The 21769-nt window shown below is 66.9% G+C and carries 14 protein-coding genes and 1 tRNA gene; 7 read left to right on the top strand and 8 right to left on the bottom strand.

Annotated elements, in window-relative coordinates:
- Nucleotides 1-169: 169 nt before the first annotated feature.
- On the bottom strand, nucleotides 170-1621 hold the full coding sequence (gene glmU / locus ACQP1K_RS24725) for a bifunctional UDP-N-acetylglucosamine diphosphorylase/glucosamine-1-phosphate N-acetyltransferase GlmU (RefSeq protein WP_433498083.1): 1452 nt from the start codon (nucleotides 1619-1621) through the stop codon (nucleotides 170-172).
- A 204-nt stretch (nucleotides 1622-1825) separates the two neighbouring features.
- A tRNA-Gln gene (locus tag ACQP1K_RS24730) sits at nucleotides 1826-1896 on the bottom strand.
- A gap of 417 nt (nucleotides 1897-2313) precedes the next feature.
- On the opposite strand from ACQP1K_RS24730, the gene ACQP1K_RS24735 reads away from it, so the two are divergent.
- The 7 genes from ACQP1K_RS24735 (at nucleotide 2314) to ACQP1K_RS24765 (ending at nucleotide 12931) form a co-directional block, all read left to right on the top strand.
- Nucleotides 2314-3252: an acyl-CoA desaturase gene (locus tag ACQP1K_RS24735; RefSeq protein ID WP_433498084.1), complete on the top strand. Its 939-nt coding sequence runs from the start codon at nucleotides 2314-2316 to the stop codon at nucleotides 3250-3252.
- A 142-nt stretch (nucleotides 3253-3394) separates the two neighbouring features.
- On the top strand, nucleotides 3395-4327 hold the full coding sequence (locus ACQP1K_RS24740) for a TetR family transcriptional regulator (RefSeq protein ID WP_433498085.1): 933 nt from the start codon (nucleotides 3395-3397) through the stop codon (nucleotides 4325-4327).
- A gap of 254 nt (nucleotides 4328-4581) precedes the next feature.
- Nucleotides 4582-5130, top strand: a complete 549-nt coding sequence (locus ACQP1K_RS24745; protein ID WP_433498086.1) for a MarR family winged helix-turn-helix transcriptional regulator — start codon at nucleotides 4582-4584, stop codon at nucleotides 5128-5130.
- 363 nt (nucleotides 5131-5493) lie between these two features.
- Complete coding sequence (locus ACQP1K_RS24750; protein ID WP_433498087.1) at nucleotides 5494-7164, top strand: trypsin-like serine peptidase; 1671 nt, start codon at nucleotides 5494-5496, stop codon at nucleotides 7162-7164.
- Between the two features lie 382 nt (nucleotides 7165-7546).
- Nucleotides 7547-9067 carry a trypsin-like serine peptidase gene (locus ACQP1K_RS24755; protein WP_433498088.1) on the top strand — a complete coding sequence of 507 codons (1521 nt, stop codon included), beginning with the start codon at nucleotides 7547-7549 and terminating at the stop codon, nucleotides 9065-9067.
- Between the two features lie 386 nt (nucleotides 9068-9453).
- Nucleotides 9454-10989 carry a trypsin-like serine peptidase gene (locus tag ACQP1K_RS24760; protein ID WP_433498089.1) on the top strand — a complete coding sequence of 512 codons (1536 nt, stop codon included), beginning with the start codon at nucleotides 9454-9456 and terminating at the stop codon, nucleotides 10987-10989.
- A gap of 460 nt (nucleotides 10990-11449) precedes the next feature.
- Nucleotides 11450-12931: a trypsin-like serine peptidase gene (locus ACQP1K_RS24765; protein WP_433498090.1), complete on the top strand. Its 1482-nt coding sequence runs from the start codon at nucleotides 11450-11452 to the stop codon at nucleotides 12929-12931.
- A 398-nt stretch (nucleotides 12932-13329) separates the two neighbouring features.
- Here the strand turns inward: ACQP1K_RS24765 and ACQP1K_RS24770 are convergent, their stop codons facing one another.
- The 6 genes from ACQP1K_RS24770 to rsmA all read right to left on the bottom strand — a co-directional run bounded on the left by ACQP1K_RS24770 (nucleotide 13330) and on the right by rsmA (nucleotide 21734).
- On the bottom strand, nucleotides 13330-14847 hold the full coding sequence (locus ACQP1K_RS24770) for a trypsin-like serine peptidase (RefSeq protein ID WP_433498091.1): 1518 nt from the start codon (nucleotides 14845-14847) through the stop codon (nucleotides 13330-13332).
- Nucleotides 14848-15353: 506 nt separating this feature from the next.
- Nucleotides 15354-16961: a trypsin-like serine peptidase gene (locus tag ACQP1K_RS24775; protein WP_433498092.1), complete on the bottom strand. Its 1608-nt coding sequence runs from the start codon at nucleotides 16959-16961 to the stop codon at nucleotides 15354-15356.
- 544 nt (nucleotides 16962-17505) lie between these two features.
- Nucleotides 17506-19332 carry an ABC-F family ATP-binding cassette domain-containing protein gene (locus ACQP1K_RS24780; protein WP_433498093.1) on the bottom strand — a complete coding sequence of 609 codons (1827 nt, stop codon included), beginning with the start codon at nucleotides 19330-19332 and terminating at the stop codon, nucleotides 17506-17508.
- A 29-nt stretch (nucleotides 19333-19361) separates the two neighbouring features.
- Entirely contained in the window at nucleotides 19362-19571 is a 210-nt protein-coding gene (locus tag ACQP1K_RS24785; protein WP_433498094.1) for a hypothetical protein, read from the bottom strand.
- Nucleotides 19572-19742: 171 nt separating this feature from the next.
- Nucleotides 19743-20726: a 4-(cytidine 5'-diphospho)-2-C-methyl-D-erythritol kinase gene (locus ACQP1K_RS24790; protein WP_433498095.1), complete on the bottom strand. Its 984-nt coding sequence runs from the start codon at nucleotides 20724-20726 to the stop codon at nucleotides 19743-19745.
- A 144-nt stretch (nucleotides 20727-20870) separates the two neighbouring features.
- Nucleotides 20871-21734, bottom strand: coding sequence for a 16S rRNA (adenine(1518)-N(6)/adenine(1519)-N(6))-dimethyltransferase RsmA (rsmA, locus tag ACQP1K_RS24795; protein ID WP_433498096.1), 864 nt, complete (start codon nucleotides 21732-21734; stop codon nucleotides 20871-20873).
- Between the last annotated feature and the right edge of the window lie 35 nt (nucleotides 21735-21769).

Consider the following 21769-nt stretch of genomic DNA (forward strand, 5'->3'; position numbering starts at 1 on the left):
CGGTCCCGCTGGTAGCTCACGGTGTCCTCCCGCCCCCGCGATCGGAGGCTGCGCGCTCGGGTCCGCGCATCGAACTTTCTTTCTCTTTCTTCAGTGTTCCCGCTACGTACGGCACACGCGGCCGAGCGGGCCGAGCCGCCGTACGGGTCTCCTGTTCCGGGTTGTCTCCCTAGTCGGCCGCTTCCTCCACGTCCCCGGCGGTGATCGCACGCCGGGCGGCTTCCGCGGAGGCGGTGCCGGCCCGCCGGCGGGACACCCACCCTTCAATATTGCGCTGCCGGCCGCGTGCCACCGCCATGGCCCCAGGCGGGACATCCACGGTGATCACGGAACCGGCCGCGGTGTAGGCGCCGTCGCCGATCTTCACGGGCGCGATGAGCATGGTGTCACTGCCCACCCGCACGTGATCGCCCACCACCGTGTGATGCTTGGCGACTCCGTCGTAGTTCACGAAGACGCAGGCCGCCCCGATGTTGGAACCGGTGCCGATGGTGGCGTCTCCGACATAGGTCAGGTGGGGGATCTTGGAGCCCTCGCCGACCGTCGCGTTCTTGGTCTCGACGTACGCGCCGATCTTGCTCTTGCGGCGGAGCACGGTGCCCGGGCGCAGATAGGCGAAGGGGCCGACGAGCGCCTCTGGCCCGATCTCCGCGCCGTCGCAGACCGCGTTGCGCACGACCGCGTCCGCCCCGACGACGGTGTCGGTCAGCGTGCTGTCCGGACCGATCACCGCGCCGGAGGCGACCCTCGTCGCGCCCCTGAGGTGGGTGCCCGGGTGGATCACCGCGTCGGGCTCCAGCGTCACGTCCGCGTCGATCCACGTGGCGGCGGGGTCGACGATGGTGACCCCGGCCAGCATGTGCCTTCTCAGGATGCGCTCGCCCAGCACGCGCCGGGCGAAGGCGAGTTGCACGCGGTCGTTGACGCCCTCGACCTCGACATGGTCAGCGGCGATGTGGGCGCCGACCCGGTGACCGTCCCTTCTCAGGATGGCCAGCACATCGGTGAGGTATTCCTCACCCTGGGCGTTGGCCGCGCCGACACGCCGCACGGCCTCGGCCAGCAGCGCGCCGTCGAACGCGTAGACGCCCGAGTTCATCTCCCGGATCACCCGCTGCTCGGGGGTCGCGTCCCGGTCTTCGACGATCTCGAGTACGGCGCCGTCCGCGTCACGGACGATCCGGCCATATCCGCTTGGATCGGGCACCTCCGCGGTGAGGACCGTGACCGCGTTGCCCTCCTCCGTGTGCCGGTCGAGCAGGGCGGCGAGTGTCTCGGTACGCAGCAGCGGCGTGTCGCCGTACGTCACGAGGACGGTCCCGGTGATCGGCCCCACCGCCTCCAGGACGGTCCGTACGGCATGGCCTGTGCCGTTCTGCTTCTCCTGGACGACGGTCGCCGCGTCCGGCGACGTGACCCCGAGGTGGGCCGCCACCCGCTCGCGCTCGTGGCCGACGACGACGATCAGCCGCTGCGGAGCGAGCCCCCTGGCCGCGACGAGCATGTGGTCCACGAGCGCGCGACCGCAGATCTCGTGGAGGACCTTGGGTGTTTTCGATTTCATCCGGGTGCCCTCGCCCGCTGCGAGGACGATGACTGCGGCCGGGCCCGGCACACTCACGGACTGAGCTCCCTCGGCATCGCGGCTAAAACGAGTCGGAACGCCTCCCGCGCGCCCATTGCGGGACATCCACACGGTCATCCGTCCGACAAGGTCAAAGCTTACCGCCCACGTCCCGGAGCCGATCCAGGCCTCCCCCGGCCGGCACCCGGGAGGACCGAGCCAGGCGCCTGGGGAGGGCCGAGTCGCGCACCCGTTTCACAGCTCCCGGGGGAGGATTCGAACCTCCGTTGACAGAACCAAAATCTGTAGTCTTGCCCCTAGACGACCCGGGATGGATCCTTAAATTCCAATTGTCCGGATTCTCGCATCGGCCGGAATCCGACCTCAAGGATACAGAGCCCACCTCCTCTTCGGCGCACCGAATCACGACGACACGGACCGTGGCGCGACCCCCCTGCCCCGATCACGCCCGGCGGAAGATCGTGCTCGAACGCCGAATCTCGACCACGCACCGCGAGCGAGTGACTACAAAGGACGCGAATCAGGGCCCGACCCGCATATGCCGCACCCCGCGGGGAAGGGAGCGTCACTTAGCAGACGGCCGCCCATGATGCAAGGCATGGAGTCACCACCAGATGCATGCGCGAGCGTCACCTATCCAACATTCGCCCTTGGCCCCGCCTAACTTACGATGGCGTAGGTTACGGTTGCGTAGCCAGTCATTCGTCGCGATAGCCGTGAGGTAGCCCATGACCGTACTGACCGAGCGCCCATCTCCACAGCCGAAGCCGGAATTCGAGGCCGCGAAAAAGACGAAAACCGAGCTGATCGTCTTCGGCATCGTCGTCGGGGCGCCCATTGTCGCAGTGATCGCCGCCGTGCCGTTCGCCTGGGGGTGGGGCCTGGGCTGGACGGATGTGGCGATCGCCCTCACGTTCTACATCGTCACCGGACTGGGTGTCACGGTCGGTTTCCACCGCTACTTCACGCACGGTTCGTTCAAGGCGAAGCGGTCCATGAAGGTCGCGCTGGGCATCGCCGGCAGTCTCTCGCTGGAAATGTCCGTGCTCGACTGGGTCGCCACCCACCGCAAGCACCACAAGTTCTCCGACAAGGACGGCGACCCGCACTCCCCCTGGCGCTTCGGCACCGGCATCAAGGCGATGGCCAAGGGCCTTCTCTACGCGCACTGCGGCTGGCTGTTCGAGGCCGAGCGCACCAACCGGGCCAAGTACGCGCCGGATCTGATGAAGGACCCGGACGTGATGAAGCTGCACAAGTGGTTCCCCGCGCTGGCGGCGACCTCGGTGCTGCTCCCCGCCGTCCTGGGCGGCCTGCTCACCTGGTCCTGGCAGGGCATGCTCACGGCGTTCTTCTGGGGGACACTGATCCGGATCGGACTGCTGCACCACGTCACCTGGTCGATCAACTCGATCTGCCACGTCTTCGGCGACGAGGCGTTCGAGGTTCGGGACAAGTCGCGCAACGTGTGGTGGCTGGCGATCCCGTCGTTCGGCGAGTCCTGGCACAACCTGCACCACTCCGACCCGACCTGTGCCCGTCACGGCGTGCTCAAGGGACAGATCGACCTGAGCGCCGGCCTGATCCGCTGGTTCGAGAAGGCAGGCTGGGTATACGACGTGCGCTGGCCGAATGCGGAGCGCCTGGCGGCGAAACGGCTCGGTTGACCGCTCTGCGGGCCCCGGCACCGCAGGGGAGCCCGGCGGACGGGAGTGAGACGGCGGGTTCCTCCCGGCGCACTTCCGGCCCGTAGGTCCGATTCCCCTGCGGCCGCCCGCCGACCGGCTCCGCGCGAGAGGACACGTCATTATGGAACCCGTGAGCGAATCCTCCCGGACCCGAAAACGCATGACCGGCGCGGAGCGACGCGAGCAGCTGATCCAGATCGGCCGGGCCCTTTTCGCGGAGAAGGGCTTCGACGGCACCTCCGTCGAGGAGATCGCGGCCAACGCCAAGGTCTCCAAGCCCGTCGTCTACGAACACTTCGGCGGCAAGGAAGGCATCTACGCGGTGGTCATCGACCGCGAGATGCAGAGGTTACTCAGCCTGGTCACCCAGGCACTGTCGGCGTCGCACGCGCTGGTGAAGCTGGAGCGCGCCGCGCTCGCGCTCCTGCAGTACATCGAGGAGAGCAGCGAGGGATTCCGCATCCTGGTGCGCGACTCGCACGCCGCCTCCGGGACGGGGACCTTCGCGAGCCTGATAAGCGATATCGCGAGCCAGGTCGAGGACGTGCTGGCCGACGAGTTCAGGGAGCGCGGCTACGACCCCGATCTCGCTCCCATGTACGCCCAGATGCTCGTCGGAATGACGGCGCTGACCGGCCAGTGGTGGCTCGACGTACGCGAACCGCACCGCGAGGAGGTCGCGGCCCACCTGGTCAACCTCTCGTGGCACGGCCTCACCGGTCTCGATCCGAATCCGGCCCTCAGCCCCGGATCGCGCGGCCTCGTGCTCGCCTCGGCTTCGGAGGTCCGTACGGCCCGGCCGAGCGAACGCGAGCTCAAGGAGCTGGAGAAGGCCCGGGAACGCAAGCTCAAGAAACAGGAGAAGCTCCGCCGCGAGCGGGAGAAGCAGCGCGAGCGCGAGCTCAAGGAGCAGCAGAAGGCACTGCGCGAGCAGGAGAAGCTCCGCGAGCGGGAGCAGCGTGAGCGGGCCAGGCATCGCGAGCGCGAGCAGCGGCGCGAGCAGGAGAAGCGCGAGCAGGAGAAGAACCACCCGAAACCGGTCAGACCACTCTGAACCGATCAGGACCCTTCCGCGTCCGATCCTGCCGAGCCGGATGAACTTTCTCAGCCCGATCAGCCCCGCTCGACCGGTGCCGGGTGGCCGTTCGAGGGCGCCCTCCGGCGAAGATCCGCAGGAGGGGGAACGGTGTGCCGTACGGCTGCCGCGGACGGCGTGGACTTCCCCGCTCGTCGTGCACCGCCCCGGAAAGTTCGAAGCGCCACATATTTTCTGGGATATCTCGACATCAAGACAGCTAGACTCTGTGCATGACCTTCTCGAGGCCCGCCGAGGACGAGGTTGACCGGCTGGTCGCGGCTTGGCGACAGGAGCGGCCCGATCTGGACGTCTCCCCACTCGAGGTGCTGAGCCGGGTGTCCCGGCTGAGCCGGCATCTCGAACGCGAGCGCCGCGCCGCCTTCGCCGGGCAAGACATGGAGTCATGGGAGTTCGACGTGCTGACGGCGCTGCGCCGCGCGGGGAAGCCGTACGAGCTCAGCCCCGGAGCGTTGCTGCGCGCCACGCTCGTCACCTCCGGGACGATGACGAACCGCATAGACCGTCTGGTCGCCGCCGGACTGGTCACCCGGAACCCGGACCCGGAGGATCGGCGCGGCGTGCTGGTGCGCCTGACCGAGGCAGGACTCGCCCAGGTCGACGCCGCCTTCACCGACCTGCTGCGCCGGGAACACGAGCTCCTGGTCGGCCTGGAGCAGGAGGAACGGCAGGCCCTCGCCGGACTGCTGCGCACGCTGCTCGTGCCCTTCGACGCCTCCGCCGACAACGGCGGAGCCCATCCGTCATCCGGCCGCGCCTGACGCTCCCGTCCCGCCGCCGGGCCAGGCCCTGACGGTCGGCCGGTTCCCTCGCGGAGACCCCCTCGGACGTGTCGAGCCACACGTTCACGCCATGGTCCCTGTGTGATTTATGTCACACAGGAATGGGATCGCTCCCTCACGCTGGGTGAAACGCCGTCGGCCGTAATGCCGCGTGATCAGCAAAGACGCCGGGACGCCATCGCGACCGCCGGAGACACACCCGGAGGTGTAAGTTTCGGTCAACCCAAAATTAGACCAAAAAATGCGTAATCGCCGCCTGATCTCTCGGCTAGCTTTCTAGTCATTCCTTTACTGACGAATGGGGCGCAAGTGACGCCTCACGACAGACCAGGGAGATCTTCCTTGAAGCACACACTCGCTTTCGGCGGCGTCATCGCCACCGCCGGCCTGCTGGCCGCCGGTCTCGCCGCCACCCCCGCGCAGGCCGCGGGGGACTCTGTACCGTCGGTCATCCTCGCCAACACCAACGAGGCCGCTCGCCAGGTGGCCACGTTCTGGTACGCGGAGAACGCGGCACAGCTGATCGCGGCCACGCCGTACGGCGTGGAGACCAAGGTCTCCGCCAAGCACGTGTCGGGGGGCGGTCCGTCCGCGGACACCAAGCCGGGTGTGGTTCCGGCGATCGGCGACGAGAAGAAGGCCGCGAGCAAGTCGAAGAACGTCAACCTGCCCAAGACCACGGGCAAGGTGTTCTTCATCGGCGCGGACAAGAGGCCGCACTGGTGCTCGGCCACCTCGGTGCAGTCGCAGTACCGCAACCTGGTCGCCACGGCCGGGCACTGCGTGTACGACACCGAGTCCAACAAGGCCACCCTCGACAAGTGGGTCTTCATCCCCGGTTACTACCAGGGCAAGACCCCGTGGGGCATCTACGTGGGTAAGCAGGCCTTCACCCACTACGACTTCGACGTCTACGAGGACGGCGACCGCGACTACGCGTTCGTGACGGTCTACAACGGTGTCATGCCCACCGTGGTCCGGCATGACGGTCGCAACCGTGGCAAGGACCACGACCATCGGGGTAAGAACGACAAGCGTCACGACGACCGCGAGTGGAAGAACGACCGCGGGCGTCACGACGACCACTCGAAGGTCCGTCAGGTCAGCGTTCGCGAGTTCCAGCGCCTCAACGGGAATCGCGATCTGACCGGCAACGGCCCCTGGGCGAACGGCACGGGCGCCTCCACCCAGGAGATCAGCGAGAAGCACTACCAGGGCAACCGCGACTGGTACGTGAGCCGCGACGGCAAGACCCTCTACTTCAAGAAGAAGGTCAGGGACGGCCGCGACCACGACGGACCCGGCAGGCACGACGGACCGGGCAGGCACGACGGACCGGGCAGGCACGACGGACCCGGCGGGCACGACTGGAAGAAGAGGGACGCGACTCCGACCGCGCTCTCCTCACCGACTCCGACCCCGACTCCCACCCCGACCCCGACGAGGTCGGCGGTCTCGTCCCAGTTCCACGGGGACCAGGGCCAGGACAAGGGCAAGGACCGCTACAAGTACTACAAGCGGACCTTCTGGGCGAAGTCCAAGCACCACGGTCACAGCAAGCCCAAGCCGCGCGTGACGGTCGTCCTGAAGGACGCCGGTCGTCTCGGCGACAACGTGGGTGGTCAGGGCCTGGCCTACAACCAGAAGATCGGTGCGAACGTCTTCGTGTTCGGCTACCCGAGCGGGTCGCACCCGGACGGCAACTACGCCTACACCGGCCACACGCTCAAGTGGTCGTACGGCAAGACCTTCGCCGCGCAGGTCCCCGCCATCAAGGGCGAGGAACTGGTCGGAGTCAAGTCGTCCTTCACCGGTGAGGGCTCGATCGGCTCGTCCTGGCTGCTCCAGTACAAGAGCGCCAAGCGTGTCGGTTACCTGAACGGTGTGACGATCGGCATCGCCGACACCGACAAGAACCACCGCATCGACACCAGCATCTCGCCGTACTTCGACGGTGAGACCTACGGCGTCTACAAGGCCGCGGCCGCCCTCTGGTCCGGCAAGATCGTCTGAGGCACCGCCTCCTGACGAACCCAGAAAGGGCCCGGCCGTCCCGGCCGGGCCCTTTCCCGTGTCCCGGCCGAGCGATGCCGGCGAGATCAGACGTGGTTCAGGAGCACACCCGTTTCCTCGAACCTGTGTGATTCGCGTCACACAGACTGATGGATCGATCCACCACGCTCCGTGATCCAGTCGACAGGCTGCGGACGATGACCTGCAGAAACGGCACGAATCGCCGCTTTTTTCAAACGAGAGAGGAGAGACCGGATATTCGTCGGTAAGCCGACACTCCGCCCTTACCTGATTTCCCCGTCATCCTCATATAACGTGCTTCTCGTTCCTTACTGACGGATGGGGCGCAAGTGACGCCTCACGACAGACCAGGGAGACCCCCGTGAAGCGCACCATTACCTTCGGTGGCATCGTCGCCGCCACCGGCCTGCTGGCCGCCGGTCTGGCCACGCCCGCCCAGGCCGCCGACGAGGTCGCCAAGGATGTTCTGGCCAACACCAACTATGCCGCCCAGCAGGTCGCCAAGTTCTGGTACGGCGAGAACAAGGCCAACCTGATCAACGCCAAGCCGTACGCGGTGGAGACCAAGGTCGCCGCCAAGCACGTCTCCAGCGGTGGCCCGTCCGCCGACACCAAGCCCGGTGTGGTGCCGGCGATCGGCGACGAGAAGAAGACCGCGAGCAAGTCGAAGAACGTCAACCTGCCCAAGACCTCGGGCAAGGTGTTCTTCATCGGCGCCGACAAGAAACCGCACTGGTGCTCGGCCACCTCGGTGCAGTCGCAGTACCGCAACCTGGTCGCCACGGCCGGGCACTGCGTGTACGACACCGAGTCCAACAAGGCCACCCTCGACAAGTGGGTCTTCATCCCGGGCTACTACCAGGGCAAGACCCCGTGGGGCATCTACGTCGGCAAGCAGGCCTTCACCCACTACGACTACGACGTCTACGAGGACGGCGACCGCAACTACGCGTTCGTCACCGTCTACAACGGCGTCCTGCCCACCGGAGCGGCCGTCTCCAAGGACCCGCTGACCTTCGAGACCAAGGCACTCGCCGAGAAGGCGAAGGCCGACATCGAGGCGAACAAGGAGAACGGGGCTTCCCGTCTCTGGATCGAACGCGTTGTCGACACCAAGAAGATCGGCCCCGACCCGGCCGGCTCCGAGGTCCAGAAGACCGACGTCACCCGCGCCGCTTTCAAGGCCGTCGGCAACAACGCGAGCAAGGGCTACCCGGCGGCCTACGCCCCGCACACGGGTGTGAACCACCAGGAGTTCAAGGGCGACAACGCCAAGCAGGCATGGGAGGCCGCCAAGGCCGCCGCGAAGGCGGACGGCAACGGCGTCTCGGCCGACGGCAAGGCGTACTTCTACACCGAGGGGTCGAAAAACCACAAGAAGTACTACAAGCACACCTACTGGATCGAGTACGACGTGGACTACGTGCTCCACGGCAGGGTCCTGTGGGTGGGCCTGAAGGACGTGGGCCGTCTGGGCGACAACGTGGGCGGTCAGGGCCTGGCCTACAACCAGAAGGTCGGCTCCAACGTCTTCGTGTTCGGCTACCCGAGCGGCGCGCACCCGGACGGCAACAACGCGTTCAACGGCAAGACCCTCAAGTGGAGCTACGGCAAGACCTTCGCCGCGCAGGTCCCCGCCATCAAGGCCGAGGAACTGGTCGGAGTCAAGTCGTCCTTCACCGGTGAGGGCTCGCTGGGCTCCGCCTGGCTGCTCAACTACAAGAGCGCCAAGCGGATCGGTTACCTGAACGGTGTGACCATCGCGGTGGCCGACCGCGACGGCAACAAGCGCATCGACACCAGCCTCTCGCCGTACTTCGACGGTGAGACCTACGGCGTCTACAAGGCCGCGGCCGCCCTCTGGTCCGGCAAGATCGTCTGAGGCACCGCCTCCTGACGACCCCAGAAAGGGCCCGGCTCTCCCCAGCCGGGCCCTTTCCCGTGTCCCGGCCGAGCGATGCCGGCAAGTTCAGACGTAGTTGATGGGGACATCCGTTTCCTCGAACCTGTGTGATTCGCGTCACACAGACTGATGGATCGATCCATCACTCCCCGTGATCTAGATGCCGGGACGCAGGCGATGATCAGCGAAAACGTTGCGAGCACAAGTCTTTCTAGATGAGCGGGGAGCAACCGAAATACTTTTCGGTGAATCTGGCATCGCATTCTTACCAGACCATCTCGTCATTCCTCGTATAACGTTCTTCTCGTTCCTTACTGACGGATGGGGCGCAAGTGACGCCTCACGACAGACCAGGGAGAACCCCCATGAAGCGCACGCTCGCTTTCGGCGGCATCGTCGCCTCCGCCGGCATGCTGGCCGCCGGTCTGGCCGCTCCGGCTCAGGCCGCCGACAAGCCTGCCGAGGTCAACCTCGCCAACACCAACCTCGCCGCCCAGCAGGTGGCGATGTTCTGGTACGGCGAGGCCAAGGCCAACCTGATCCAGGCCACGCCGTACACGGTGGAGACCACCGTTCCGGCCAAGCACGTCTCCAGCGGTGGCCCGTCCGCCGACACCAAGCCCGGTGTGGTTCCGGCGACCGGCGACGAGAAGAAGGCCGCGTCGAAGTCGAAGAACGTCAACCTGCCCAAGACCACGGGCAAGGTGTTCTTCATCGGCGCCGACAACAAGCCGCACTGGTGCACCGCGACCTCGGTGCAGTCGCAGTACAAGAACCTGGTCGCCACGGCCGGGCACTGCGTGTACGACACCGAGTCCAACAAGGCCACCCTCGACAAGTGGGTCTTCATCCCCGGTTACTACCAGGGCAAGACCCCGTGGGGCATCTACGTGGGTAAGACCGCGTACACGCACTACGACTTCGACGTCTACGAGGACGGCGACCGCAACTACGCGTTCGTCACGGTCTACAACGGCGTTCTGCCCACCGCTGACCAGAAGCCCAGCAGGAAGGACGGCAAGTACGACTCCGAGTACTTCAAGTCCAAGTGGGCGGCCAACAAGCACCTGGCGGCGCTGAAGGCCGACAAGAGCACCGCCTACTCCAGCCTCCGCGTGGTGAAGGAAGAGGTCGAGGAGAAGACCAGGGGCGGCAGCTGGACCGACAAGCAGGTCGAGGTCAGCGAGGTCCAGCGGACCAACAGGGGCACCGACCTGACGACCGTTCCCGCGGGCAACCTGCGGAACGGCTACAAGGCCGGCGCTCCCACCGAGATCTCCGCGAAGGACTACGGCTACGGGAACTTCAAGAAGGACTCGTACGTCAGCGAGGACGGCCTGACCCTCTTCTACAAGACCAAGGCTGACCACAAGTTCAAGTACTACAAGCGCTCCTTCACCAAGCGCGCGTACGTGCAGAACACCAAGAAGGTCATCCGCTACAAGGTCACCGGCTGGAAGCTGACGATCGGCCTGAAGGACGTCGGCGCGCTGGGTGCCAACGTGGGCGGTCAGGGCCTGGCCTACAACCAGAAGGTCGGCTCCAACGTCTTCGTGTTCGGTTACCCGAGCGGGTCGCACCCGGACGGCAACCACGCCTACTCCGGCAAGACCCTCAAGTGGAGCTACGGCAAGACCTTCGCCGCGCAGGCCCCCGCCCTCAAGGGCGAGGAGCTGGTCGGGGTCAAGTCGTCCTTCACCGGTGAGGGCTCGATCGGCTCGTCCTGGCTGCTCAAGTACCAGAGCGCCCGCCGCGTCGGCTACCTGAACGGTGTGACCATCGCGGTGGCCGACCGGGACGGCAACAAGCGGATCGACACCAGCCTCTCGCCGTACTTCGACGGTGAGACCTACGGTGTCTACCAGGCCGCGGCCAAGAACTGGTCCGGCAAGATCGTCTGAGGCACCGCCTCCTGACGACCCCAGAAAGGGCCTGGCTGTCCCCAGCCGGGCCCTTTCCCGTTCTCCCCGAAATCTCCCCCACACGGAACGGACCGGGCCGTACGGCCGAGACGGCGCCGTCTGAGAGCGTCCCTTCGAGGATGCCCGGCTGCCGCTTCAGGCCACATGAGACGTGATCACATGGCCGTTTGGTTTCCTTCGAAGCATGTGATTTACATCACACTTTCTCTGCGTACGATCACCCACGCACCGTGATCAGCGCTTTCGCCATTCCGCCCCTCAACAGGAAAAACTCGATCGCCCCCCGGAGGCGATCAGCGAAGAGGACGTCCCGCCCGGTGTCGGACGACATGGTTGACCCGGCTTGTTCACAGATTCCTCTTATAGCTTGCCAAGGGAGTTCCTTTACTGACGTTTGGGGCTTGGAACGACCCCACGACAGAGCAAGGAGAGCACACCCTTGAAGCACACCCTCACTCTCGGTAGCATCGCGGTCACCGGAATGCTGGCCTCCGCCGTCGTTGCCGCGACCCCCGCGAACGCCGGCGGCGACGTCTCCAAGGACACCCTGGCCGGCTCCAACTTCGCCGCGCAGCAGGTCGCGGCCTTCTGGTTCGGCCAGAACAAGGCCAACCTGCGCAACGCCAAGCCGTACAACGTGGAGACCACCGTCCCGGCCAGGCACGTCTCCAAGGGCGGACCCGCTCCCGACAGCAAGCCCGGGATCGTGCCGTCGAGCGCAGACAAGAAGACCTCGGGTAGCCGGTCGAAGAACGTGAACCTGCCCCGCACCACGGGCAAGGTGTTCTTCATCGGCGCCGACAGGAAGCCGCACTGGTGCACCGCCACCTCGCTGCAGTCGCACTACCGCAACCTCGTCGCCACCGCAGGCCATTGCGTGTACGACACCAAGTCGAACAAGGCCACGATGGACAAGTGGGTCTTCGTCCCCGGCTACTACCAGGGCAAGACCCCGTGGGGCATCTACGTCGGCAAGCAGGCCTTCACCCACTACGACTACGACGTCTACGAGGACGGCGACCGCGACTACGCGTTCGTCACCGTCTACAACGGCGTCCTGCCCACCTCGACCGGAGGCAGCAGGGGGTACCGGTCCAAGACCTACGAGACCCACTGGCAGGCCACTCGGGCACTGCGCAAGCTCCGGGCCGACAAGAGCACCGGCTACAGCCGCCTCCGCATCCGGTCGGTGGTCGACACCCGCCACGTCGTCAAGGAGGGCACCAGAGATTCGAAGAAGGTCTACGTCAAGCGGGCCGAATGGAAGAAGCTGAACCCCGAGGGCACCCCAGCGAACGGGCCGTTCAAGCAGGGCACCGGTGTCACCACCGAGAAGAGCGACACCAAGCCCGCCGGCTGGAGGCAGGGCCACGAGTCGGCCGACGGCAAGACCTTCTTCTGGAAGAAGGAGGGTGACAAGTACGTCACCCGCACCTACTGGATCAACTACGACCTCGACTACAAGATCACCGGGAGGGTCCTCAAGGTCGGCCTGAAGGACGTCGGCCGCCTGGGCGACAACGTCGGTGGTCAGGGCATGGCCTACAACCAGAAGATCGGTAAGAAGGTCTTCGTGTTCGGTTACCCGAGCGGGTCGCACCCGGACGGCAACCACGCCTACTCCGGCAAGACCCTCAAGTGGAGCTACGGCAAGACCTTCGCCGCGCAGGCCCCCGCCATCAAGGCTCAGGAGCTGCAGGGCATCAAGTCGTCCTTCACCGGTGAGGGCTCGCTGGGCTCGGCCTGGCTGCTCAGCTACAAGAACAGCCGCCGTCTGGGCTACCTGAACGGCGTGACGATCGCGGTGGCCGACCGGGACGGCAACAAGCGGATCGACACCAGCCTCTCGCCGTACTTCGACGGTGAGACCTACGGCGTCTACAAGGCCGCCGCCAAGGTCTGGTCCGGCAAGATCGTCTGAGTCTTCGCCTCCCGGCGAGGCCGGCGGTGATCCCGCCCATCCGTCCGCCCGGTCCGGCTCACCTGGTCACCGCTCCGGGCGGCGATGAGAAGGTCTCCGGGTAGGCGGAGTTCCAAGGGCCCGGCTGCCCCTCCGGCCGGGCCCTTTCCCGTTCCCACCCACCGATTCACTGGAATTCCTCCGTACGCCGAGGGCCGCTCGACGGCGCTCATCCGGGACTCGTAGAGCATTCCGCTGTCTTGGCAGACGGCTCCACACAATGAATGGGCGGATCACAACCGATCCGCCCATTTCACAATGAACACGCTCACGATATATAGGGCATCGAACCGGCCCCGGACACGGGAAAGGGCCCGACTGGCTGCCGAGCCCTTTCTCTGTCGTCCGCCGGGAAGGGATCAGACGATCTTTCCGGACCAGTTCTTGGCCGCGGAGGCGTAGACGCCGTAGGTCTCACCGTCGAAGTACGGCGAGAGGCTGGTGTCGATCCGCTTGTTGCCGTCCCGGTCGGCCACCGCGATGGTCACACCGTTCAGGTAACCGATCCGCTTGGCGCTCTTGTAGTTGAGCAGCCAGGCGGAGCCCAGCGAGCCCTCACCGGTGAAGGACGACTTGATGCCCTGCAACTCCTCGCCCTTGATGGCCGGCGCGGTAGCCGCGAAGGTCTTGCCGTAGCTCCACTTGAGGGTCTTGCCGGAGTAGGCGTGGTTGCCGTCCGGGTGCGACCCGCTCGGGTAACCGAACACGAAGTGCGCCTTGCCCAGCTTCTGGTTGTAGGCCAGGCCCTGACCGCCCACGTTGTCGCCCAGGCGGCCGACGTCCTTCAGGCCGATCCGGAGGATCTTGCCGGTGATGACGTAGTCCTTGACCTTGAAGGCGCCCCAGAAGGTCGCCTGGTAGGTCCGGCCGTCCTTCTTGAAGGTGTAGACCGTCTGCTTGGACGCGTCGTTGCTGTTCCAGCCCTCGTGACCACGCCAGACCTTCTTGACGGTGACGCCCCACGTCCCATCGCTGTACGTGGAGGTACCCTTCTTGGCCTGGTTCTCCAGGGTGGTCCGCGCCGAGTTGACGGTGGCCGGGTCGACCGCGAGGTCGGCCACGCTGGCCGACTCGACCTTGACGGAGCCCCGCGTGCCGAGCTTCACCTTCTGCTTCATGTCCGGGTTGGCCACGATCTGCAGGTCGGAGTAGCCGGTCTTCTTGTCGTTCTGGAGCTTCTTCAGCCAGTACTTGGCGCTGCGCTCGGACTTGTAGGACCTGGACTTCCAGTCCTTGCTGCCCCAGGCGCCGTCGGGCAGCACGCCGTTGTACACCGTGACGAACGCGTAGTCGCGGTCGCCGTCCTCGTAGACGTCGAAGTCGTAGTGCGTGTACGCGGTCTTACCCACGTAGATGCCCCACGGGGTCTTGCCCTGGTAGTAACCGGGGATGAAGACCCACTTGTCCATCGTGGCCTTGTTGGACTCGGTGTCGTACACGCAGTGCCCGGCCGTGGCGACCAGGTTGCGGTACGAAGACTGCACCGAGGTCGCGGTGCACCAGTGCGGGTTGCCGTCGGCGCCGATGAAGAACACCTTGCCCGTGGTCTTGGGCAGGTTGACGTTCTTCGACTTGCTCGCGGTCTTCTTCTCGTCGCCGATCGCCGGAACCACACCCGGCTTGGTGTCGGCCGACGGGCCGCCGCCCGACACGTGCTTGGCGGAGACCTTGGTCTCCACCGCGTACGGCTTGGCGTTGAGCAGGTTGGCCTTGTTCTGGCCGTACCAGAACATGGCGACCTGCTGGGCGGCGAGGTTGGTGTTGGCCAGGGTGTCGCTGGAGACGTCACCGGCGGCCTGAGCGGGGGTGGCAGCGAGGCCGGCGGCAAGCATGCCGGCGCTGGCGACGATGCCGCCGAATGCGAGAGTGCGCTTCAAGGGATTCTCCTTGGTCTGTCGTGAGGCACCATCTGCGCCCCATGCGTCAGTAAAGGAACGGTCAGCAAGGTATACGGGAAAATCGCGAAAAGGTAGGCGGGTGAGTCCCGTCTTCCGTCGCGGAGAACCCGGCACCCGCCCCCTCACACCCTCGTTGTCAGCACGTTTGCCCTGGACATGACGGGTTGCAGTCGGTTCGCGCCCCGCGCCCGCACTCAAACGGGCGAGACAGAAGTGTGACGAAGGTCACACCGGATGAAGGAAACCGAAAGGGCTCGTGATCACGTCTGAGACATACCGCCTCCGCGCCCTCCATCCGGCGGCAGATCCCGCGAGCGGCGCTTCGCGGGGCCCGTAAACGTCCCGGCCCCGTCGAACGGCCCGCAGCGGGCCTTCAGGCGGCTCCCAGCGAGGGTGTGATCGCACCGGGCTCGGTCTGCCGTCTCAAGAAACACGAAGGGGCCCGGCGGTAAGCCGGGCCCCTTCAGTCGTCATCCGGGAAGGGATTAGACGATCTTGCCGGACCAGCTCTTGGCCGCGGCCTGGTAGACACCGTAGGTCTCACCGTCGAAGTACGGCGAGAGGCTGGTGTCGATCCGCTTGTTGCCGTCGCGGTCGGCCACCGCGATGGTCACACCGTTCAGGTAACCGATCCGCTTGGCGCTCTGGTACTTGAGCAGCCAGGACGAACCGATCGAGCCCTCACCGGTGAAGGACGACTTGACCCCGAGCAGCTCCTCGCCCTTGATGGCCGGCGCGGTAGCCGCGAAGGTCTTGCCGTACGCCCACTTGAGGGTCTTGCCGGAGAAGGCGTAGTTGCCGTCCGGGTGCGACCCGCTCGGGTAACCGAACACGAAGACGTTGGAGCCGACCTTCTGGTTGTAGGCCAGGCCCTGACCGCCCACGTTGTCGCCCAGGCGACCGACGTCCTTCAGCCCGATCGTCAGCTTGGCGCCGACGACCTGGTACTTGTACGTCTTCTTGGCCGGAGGCGGCGTCGCCTTCACCTTCTCCGTCTTGGTGAAGGTCCGCTTGTAGTACTTGGTGACCTGCTTGGTGGTCTCCTTGCCGAACTTGCCCTTGACCTTCTCCTCGACGGTCTTCTTGAAGAAGAGGGTCAGGCCGTCCTGGCTGACGTAGGAGTCCTTGTTCCGGTTGCCGTAACCGTACTCCCGTGCGCTGATCTCGGTGATCTCGCCGGCCTTGTAGCCGTTACGCAGCTGGACGTCACCGGACGTCAGGTCCGCATGCCGGTTCCGGCTCTGGACCTCCTGGACCTTGGCCGGCACGTTCTTGTACTCGTACCTGTTCTTGCCACGGTTGTGGCCGTGCCTGCCGCCCTTGTCCTCGACCTTCACGATCTTCAGCGCGGACCAGACGGTGCTCTTGTCGGCCTTGAGCTTGGCCAGGTGGATCTTGGCCTCGCGCTCGGTCCGGAAGAGCCCCGACTTGTACCCGTAGTCCTTGCCCGAGGTGGGACGCTCGGTGGTGGGCAGCACGCCGTTGTAGACGGTGACGAACGCGTAGTTGCGGTCGCCGTCCTCGTAGACGTCGAAGTCGTAGTGGGTGAAGGCCTGCTTACCCACGTAGATGCCCCACGGGGTCTTGCCCTGGTAGTAACCGGGGATGAAGACCCACTTGTCGAGGGTGGCCTTGTTGGACTCGGTGTCGTACACGCAGTGCCCGGCCGTGGCGACCAGGTTGCGGTACTGCGACTGCACCGAGGTGGCCGAGCACCAGTGCGGCTTGTTGTCCGCGCCGATGAAGAACACCTTGCCCGAGGTCTTGGGCAGGTTGACGTTCTTCGACTTCGACGCGGTCTTCTTCTCGTCGCCGATCGCCGGAACCACACCGGGCTTGGTGTCCGCGGCAGGACCGCCACCCGACACGTGCTTGGCCGGAACGGTGGTCTCCACGGCGTACGGCGTGGCCTGGATCAGGTTGGCCTTGGCCTCGCCGTACCAGAACGCCGCCACCTGCTGCGCGGCGAGGTTGGTGTTGGCCAGGTTGACCGCGGCGGGTTTGTCGGCGGCCTGAGCCGGAGTGGCCGCGAGGCCGGCGGCCAGCAGGCCGGCGGTGGCCACGACGCCACCGAATGCGAGAGTGCGCTTCAAAACGATCTCCTTGGTCTGGCGTGGGGCGCCCCTGCGCCCCATGCGTCAGTAAAGGAACACCCAGCAAGCTAGCCGAAAAATTGAGAAAGGCCAGGCACCAAAATCCCGCCTCCGACGCATCCCGCTGCCGGACACCACCCGTCCGACCAGGTCGTTTTTCTTCGTTTCCGCTGATCATGCGGGGTTTCGGGCATCGGGAAAACCCGGTTTTCTCCCATCGACCCCCCGACCAAAGTGTGACGAAGGCCACATTTTTGGATGAAACCAAAAACCCTTGTGATCACGTCCGAAGTCGCCTCCGCGCCTCCGCGCCTCCGCGCCTCCGCGCCTCCGCGCCTCCGCGCCTCCGCGCCTCCGCGCCTCCGCGCCTCCGCGCCTCCGCGCCTCCGCGCAAACGCAAAACGCAAAACGCAAAACGCAAAACGCGATCTTGCAGTTGGCCGCCAACTGCAAGATCGCGGCAGGGGTCATCGCCGGCCGGCCGCCCGGGGCACGCGAATTCACAAGATCACAAGACGGGGGCGGCGGGACGGCGTGGAAGTCGTCAGACGGAGTCGAGGCGCTCGGCGAGGGTCATCCACTCGGCCTCGACGGCCTCCTTGCGGGTGCCGATGTCGCGCAGCTCGGCGTCGAGCTTCGCCAGGCGCTCGAAATCGGTCGCGGCCCTGGCCATTTCGGCGTGCAGGCTCGTTTCCTCTTCACTCAGCCTGTCGAGCTGCCGCTCCAGGCGGCCGAGCTCCTTCTGCAGCTCCCGCAGTTCCTTGGCGGACAGCCCGCCAGAGGAGCCGGAGGAGTCCGAGGACCCGGGAGAGCCGGTCGGGGCCGCCGTCGCGGCGGAAGCCGTACCGGCCGCCGCACGGGCGGACAGGGCGGTCCCGGCGGCGCGGCGCTCCAGATATTCGTCGACGCCGCCGGGCAGCATCGAGAGCCTGCCGTCGCCCAGCAGGGCCACGCATCGGTCGGCGACCCGCTCCAGGAAGTAGCGGTCGTGGCTGACGACCACCAGCGTGCCGGGCCAGCCGTCGAGCAGGTCTTCCAGCTCGGTGAGCGTCTCGATGTCGAGGTCGTTGGTCGGCTCGTCGAGCAGCAGCACGTTCGGCTCGTCCATGATCAGCCTGAGCAGCTGCAGGCGGCGGCGCTCACCACCGGACAGGTCGCCGACGACCTTCCACTGGGCCTCGCCGCGGAAGCCGAGGCGTTCCAGGAGCTGGGAGGCCGACCATTCCTTCTTCCCGACCTGGACGTACTTGCGGATCTCCTCGACCGTCTCCAGCACCCGCCGCGACGGGTCGAGCTCGCCGAGCTCCTGCGACAGGTGGGCCAGCCGTACGGTCTTGCCGCGCACGACCCGGCCGGAGTCCGGCTCGACCGTGTCGGACAGCAGGCGCAGCACCGACGACTTGCCCGAGCCGTTCACCCCGATCAGGCCGATCCGGTCGCCCGGGCCGAACTGGAACGTGCAGCGGTCGAGGACCAGCGGGCCTGATCCGGGGCCTCCGGCGTGCAGCGTCACGTCCTCGAGGTCGGCGACCGTCTTGCCGAGCCGGGCCGAGGCGAACCGCAGCAGTTCCACGGTCTCCCGAGGCGGCGGAACGTCCGCGATGAGCGCCTCGGCCGCGTTGATGCGGAACTTGGGCTTGGACGTACGGGCGGGCGGGCCGCGCCGCAGCCAGGCGACCTCCTTGCGCATGAGGTTCTGCCGGCGTTCCTCCGCGACCTGCGCGATTCGCGTCCGCTCCGCCTTCGCCAGCACATAGGCGGCGTATCCGCCCTCGTAACGCTCGACCGATCCGTCCACGACCTCCCATGTACGGGTGGACACCGCGTCGAGGAACCACCGGTCGTGGGTGACCGCCAGCAGCGCGGACCTCCGCTGGGCGAGGTGCCCGGCGAGCCAGGCGATGGCCTCGATGTCCAGGTGGTTCGTCGGCTCGTCGAGAATGATCAGGTCGTGCTCGCCGATGAGCAGCCGGGCCAGAGCCGTACGGCGCCGCTCCCCGCCGGACAGATCGCCGGCCCGCGCCGACAGATCGATGTCGGCGAGCAGGTTGGCGAGGATCTCCCTGATCGCGGGGTCCCCGGCCCACTCGTGCTCAGCCCTGCCGTCGAGGACCAGATCGCGTACGGCCGCCGCCGGCTCGAAGTCGTCCCGCTGCGACAGCATGCCGACGCGCAGGCCGCGCGTGTGGGTGACCCGGCCGCTGTCGGGCGGCAGGTCGCCGCCGATGATCGAGATGAGCGTTGTCTTGCCGCCGCCGTTGCGGCCGACCACGCCGATGCGGTCGCCCTGCTCGATGCCGAGGGAGACGTCGGACAGCAGCGGCTTGGGCCCGAAGGCATGGGACACGGATTCGAGATTGACCAGATTCATCGCCTGCAAAGCCTATCCGGCCGAACACCTCACACAGAGCTGCGCAGTGCCTGGACGACCCGCGCGAGCAGCGGATCGGCGCCGGCCGTGTTCAGGGCGGAGCCGAGGACCTCGGCGTAGCTGACGCGTGCGGCGGTGTAACACTCACGACCTGCTCCGGTGATGACCGCGTAGATGCCGCGTTTGTCCGCGGGACACAGGTCCTTGTAGGCATAGCCGACCGCGTTCAGACGGCCCACCAGCCGGGTGACCGTGCTCTGCCCCAGGCCGCCGCGATCATCGGCGGAGCCGTCCTGCTCCGTCTCACGGCCGCCTGAGCCGACAACGCGTCATGCCGATACCGCGCTTCGTGGAGGCGCCGGCGGAACCCTCATAACGCCGGCCGACCCGGTCGGCGGCCGAGTCGGGGCCTACCTCTCATCGGCGTCACACGGCCGGCCGCGGGTGGACGACTCGGCCGTAGTCCGGTGAAGAACGGCCTCGGACGGCAGGACGGGGCCGAAGGCGGTGACGGCGGACCGGCAGATTCCCGTCTCCTTCGTGAGCGCGGCGGCCAGGTCGGTCGCGTGCGCCTGTGACCCGGCGAGGAACGCGCAGGTCGGGCCGGAGCCCGAGACGATCGCGCCGAGGGAGCCCAGCTCACGGCCCGCCCGGAGGGTACGCGCCAGCGAGGGGCGCAGCGAGAGCGCGGCGGGCTGCAGATCGTTGCGTAGCACCCGCCCGAGTCCCTCGGCGTCTCCCTCCCGCAGCGCGGCCAGCAGCGGCTCACTCGCCACGGGCTGAGGCGTCCCGTGCCCGGCCGCCGCCCGCAGCCGGTCGCATTCGCCGTACACCTCCGGAGTGGACAGACCGCCGTCGGCCAGCGCGAACACCCAGTGAAACACCCCGGTGGTCTCCAACGGCGTCAGCCGCTCACCTCGACCGGTGCCCACGGCGGTGCCGCCCAGCAGCGCGAACGGCACGTCGCTGCCGATGTCCGCGGCGATCTCCATGAGATCCTCGGCAGGCAGGCCGAGGCCCCACAGCTCGTTGCACGCGACCAGCGCGCCGGCCGCGTCGGCGCTGCCGCCCGCCATGCCGCCGGCCACCGGGATGGCCTTGTCGATCACCAGATCCGCACGATAGGAACGGCCGGCCGACCTCGCCAGCGCCTGGGCCGCCCGTACGGCGAGGTTGCCGTCGTCCGTGGGGATCTCGGCTGCTCCCTCGCCGCGGACCATGACCCTGATCGGACCGCCGGAGTCGCCGGGATCGCCGGGCTCGGCAGCGGTCACCTCGTCGTACAAGGAGACCGCATGGAAGACGTTCACCAGGTCGTGGTATCCGTCCTCACGGAGAGGGCCGACGGCGAGCTGAAGGTTGACCTTCGCTGGGACGCGCACCGTGACGTGCATCAGCCGTTCACCGCCGACATGCTCACGGTCGCCGGACGGTCACCGGCTCGCCGGTTCACTGCGGGCTTCGGTATGGACACGATCCACGAGCCTAACGCGACCTGCGCCTACGCCGGGCCAAGAGATCCTCCGGGAAGTCCGTCCTCACGCAGAGGGAGGACAGGAGGTCAAGCGATGCTCGGCGATTCTGGCGAAGTCCTCGACGCCGAGCTGCTCGCCCCGCGCGGACGGGTCCACCTCCGCCGCTACGAGGGCCGCCTCGGCGGCCGCCGCCGTACCGGCCCAGGAGGCGAGGGCGGCGCGCAGCGTCTTGCGGCGCTGGGCGAACGCCGCGTCGACGACCTCGAACACCTCCTCGCGGGGCGCCGACGTCTTCGGCGGATCCCGCCGTACGAACGAGACCAGGCCGGAGTCGACGTTCGGAGCGGGCCAGAACACGTTGCGCCCGACCGGACCCGCACGCCGCACGTCCGCGTACCAGGCCGCCTTCACCGACGGCACGCCATAGATCTTGGAGCCCGGGCGGGCGGCGAGGCGGTCGGCGACCTCGGCCTGGACCATCACCAGCCCCCGGCGCAGCGACGGCAGCGCCTCGAGCAGGTGCAGCACGACGGGCACCGACACGTTGTACGGCAGGTTGGCCACCAGCACGGTCGGGTCGGCGTGGAGATCGGCGGGCCCGATCCGGAGCGCGTCGGCGTGCACGACCGTCAGCCGGTCGGCGAGCTCCGGGGCCATCGTCGCCACGGTGAACGGGAGCTGCCCGGCGAGCACGGGGTCGATCTCGACCGCGACGACCTTCGCCACCTCGGGCAGCAGGGCCAGCGTGAGCGAGCCGAGCCCCGGCCCGATCTCGATGGCCACGTCCTCGGGGGTCACCCCGGCCACCCGGACGATGCGGCGGACCGTGCCGCCGTCGATCACGAAGTTCTGCCCCAGCTTCTTGGTCGGCCGGATGTTCAGCTTCTCCGCCAACGCGCGCACTTCGACCGGCCCGAGCAGACTCATGCCTCCAGTGTCGGGCATCGGAAGGCGATGTCGTG

It is taken from the genome of Sphaerimonospora sp. CA-214678 (assembly GCF_050942215.1).
Classification (GTDB): domain Bacteria; phylum Actinomycetota; class Actinomycetes; order Streptosporangiales; family Streptosporangiaceae; genus Sphaerimonospora.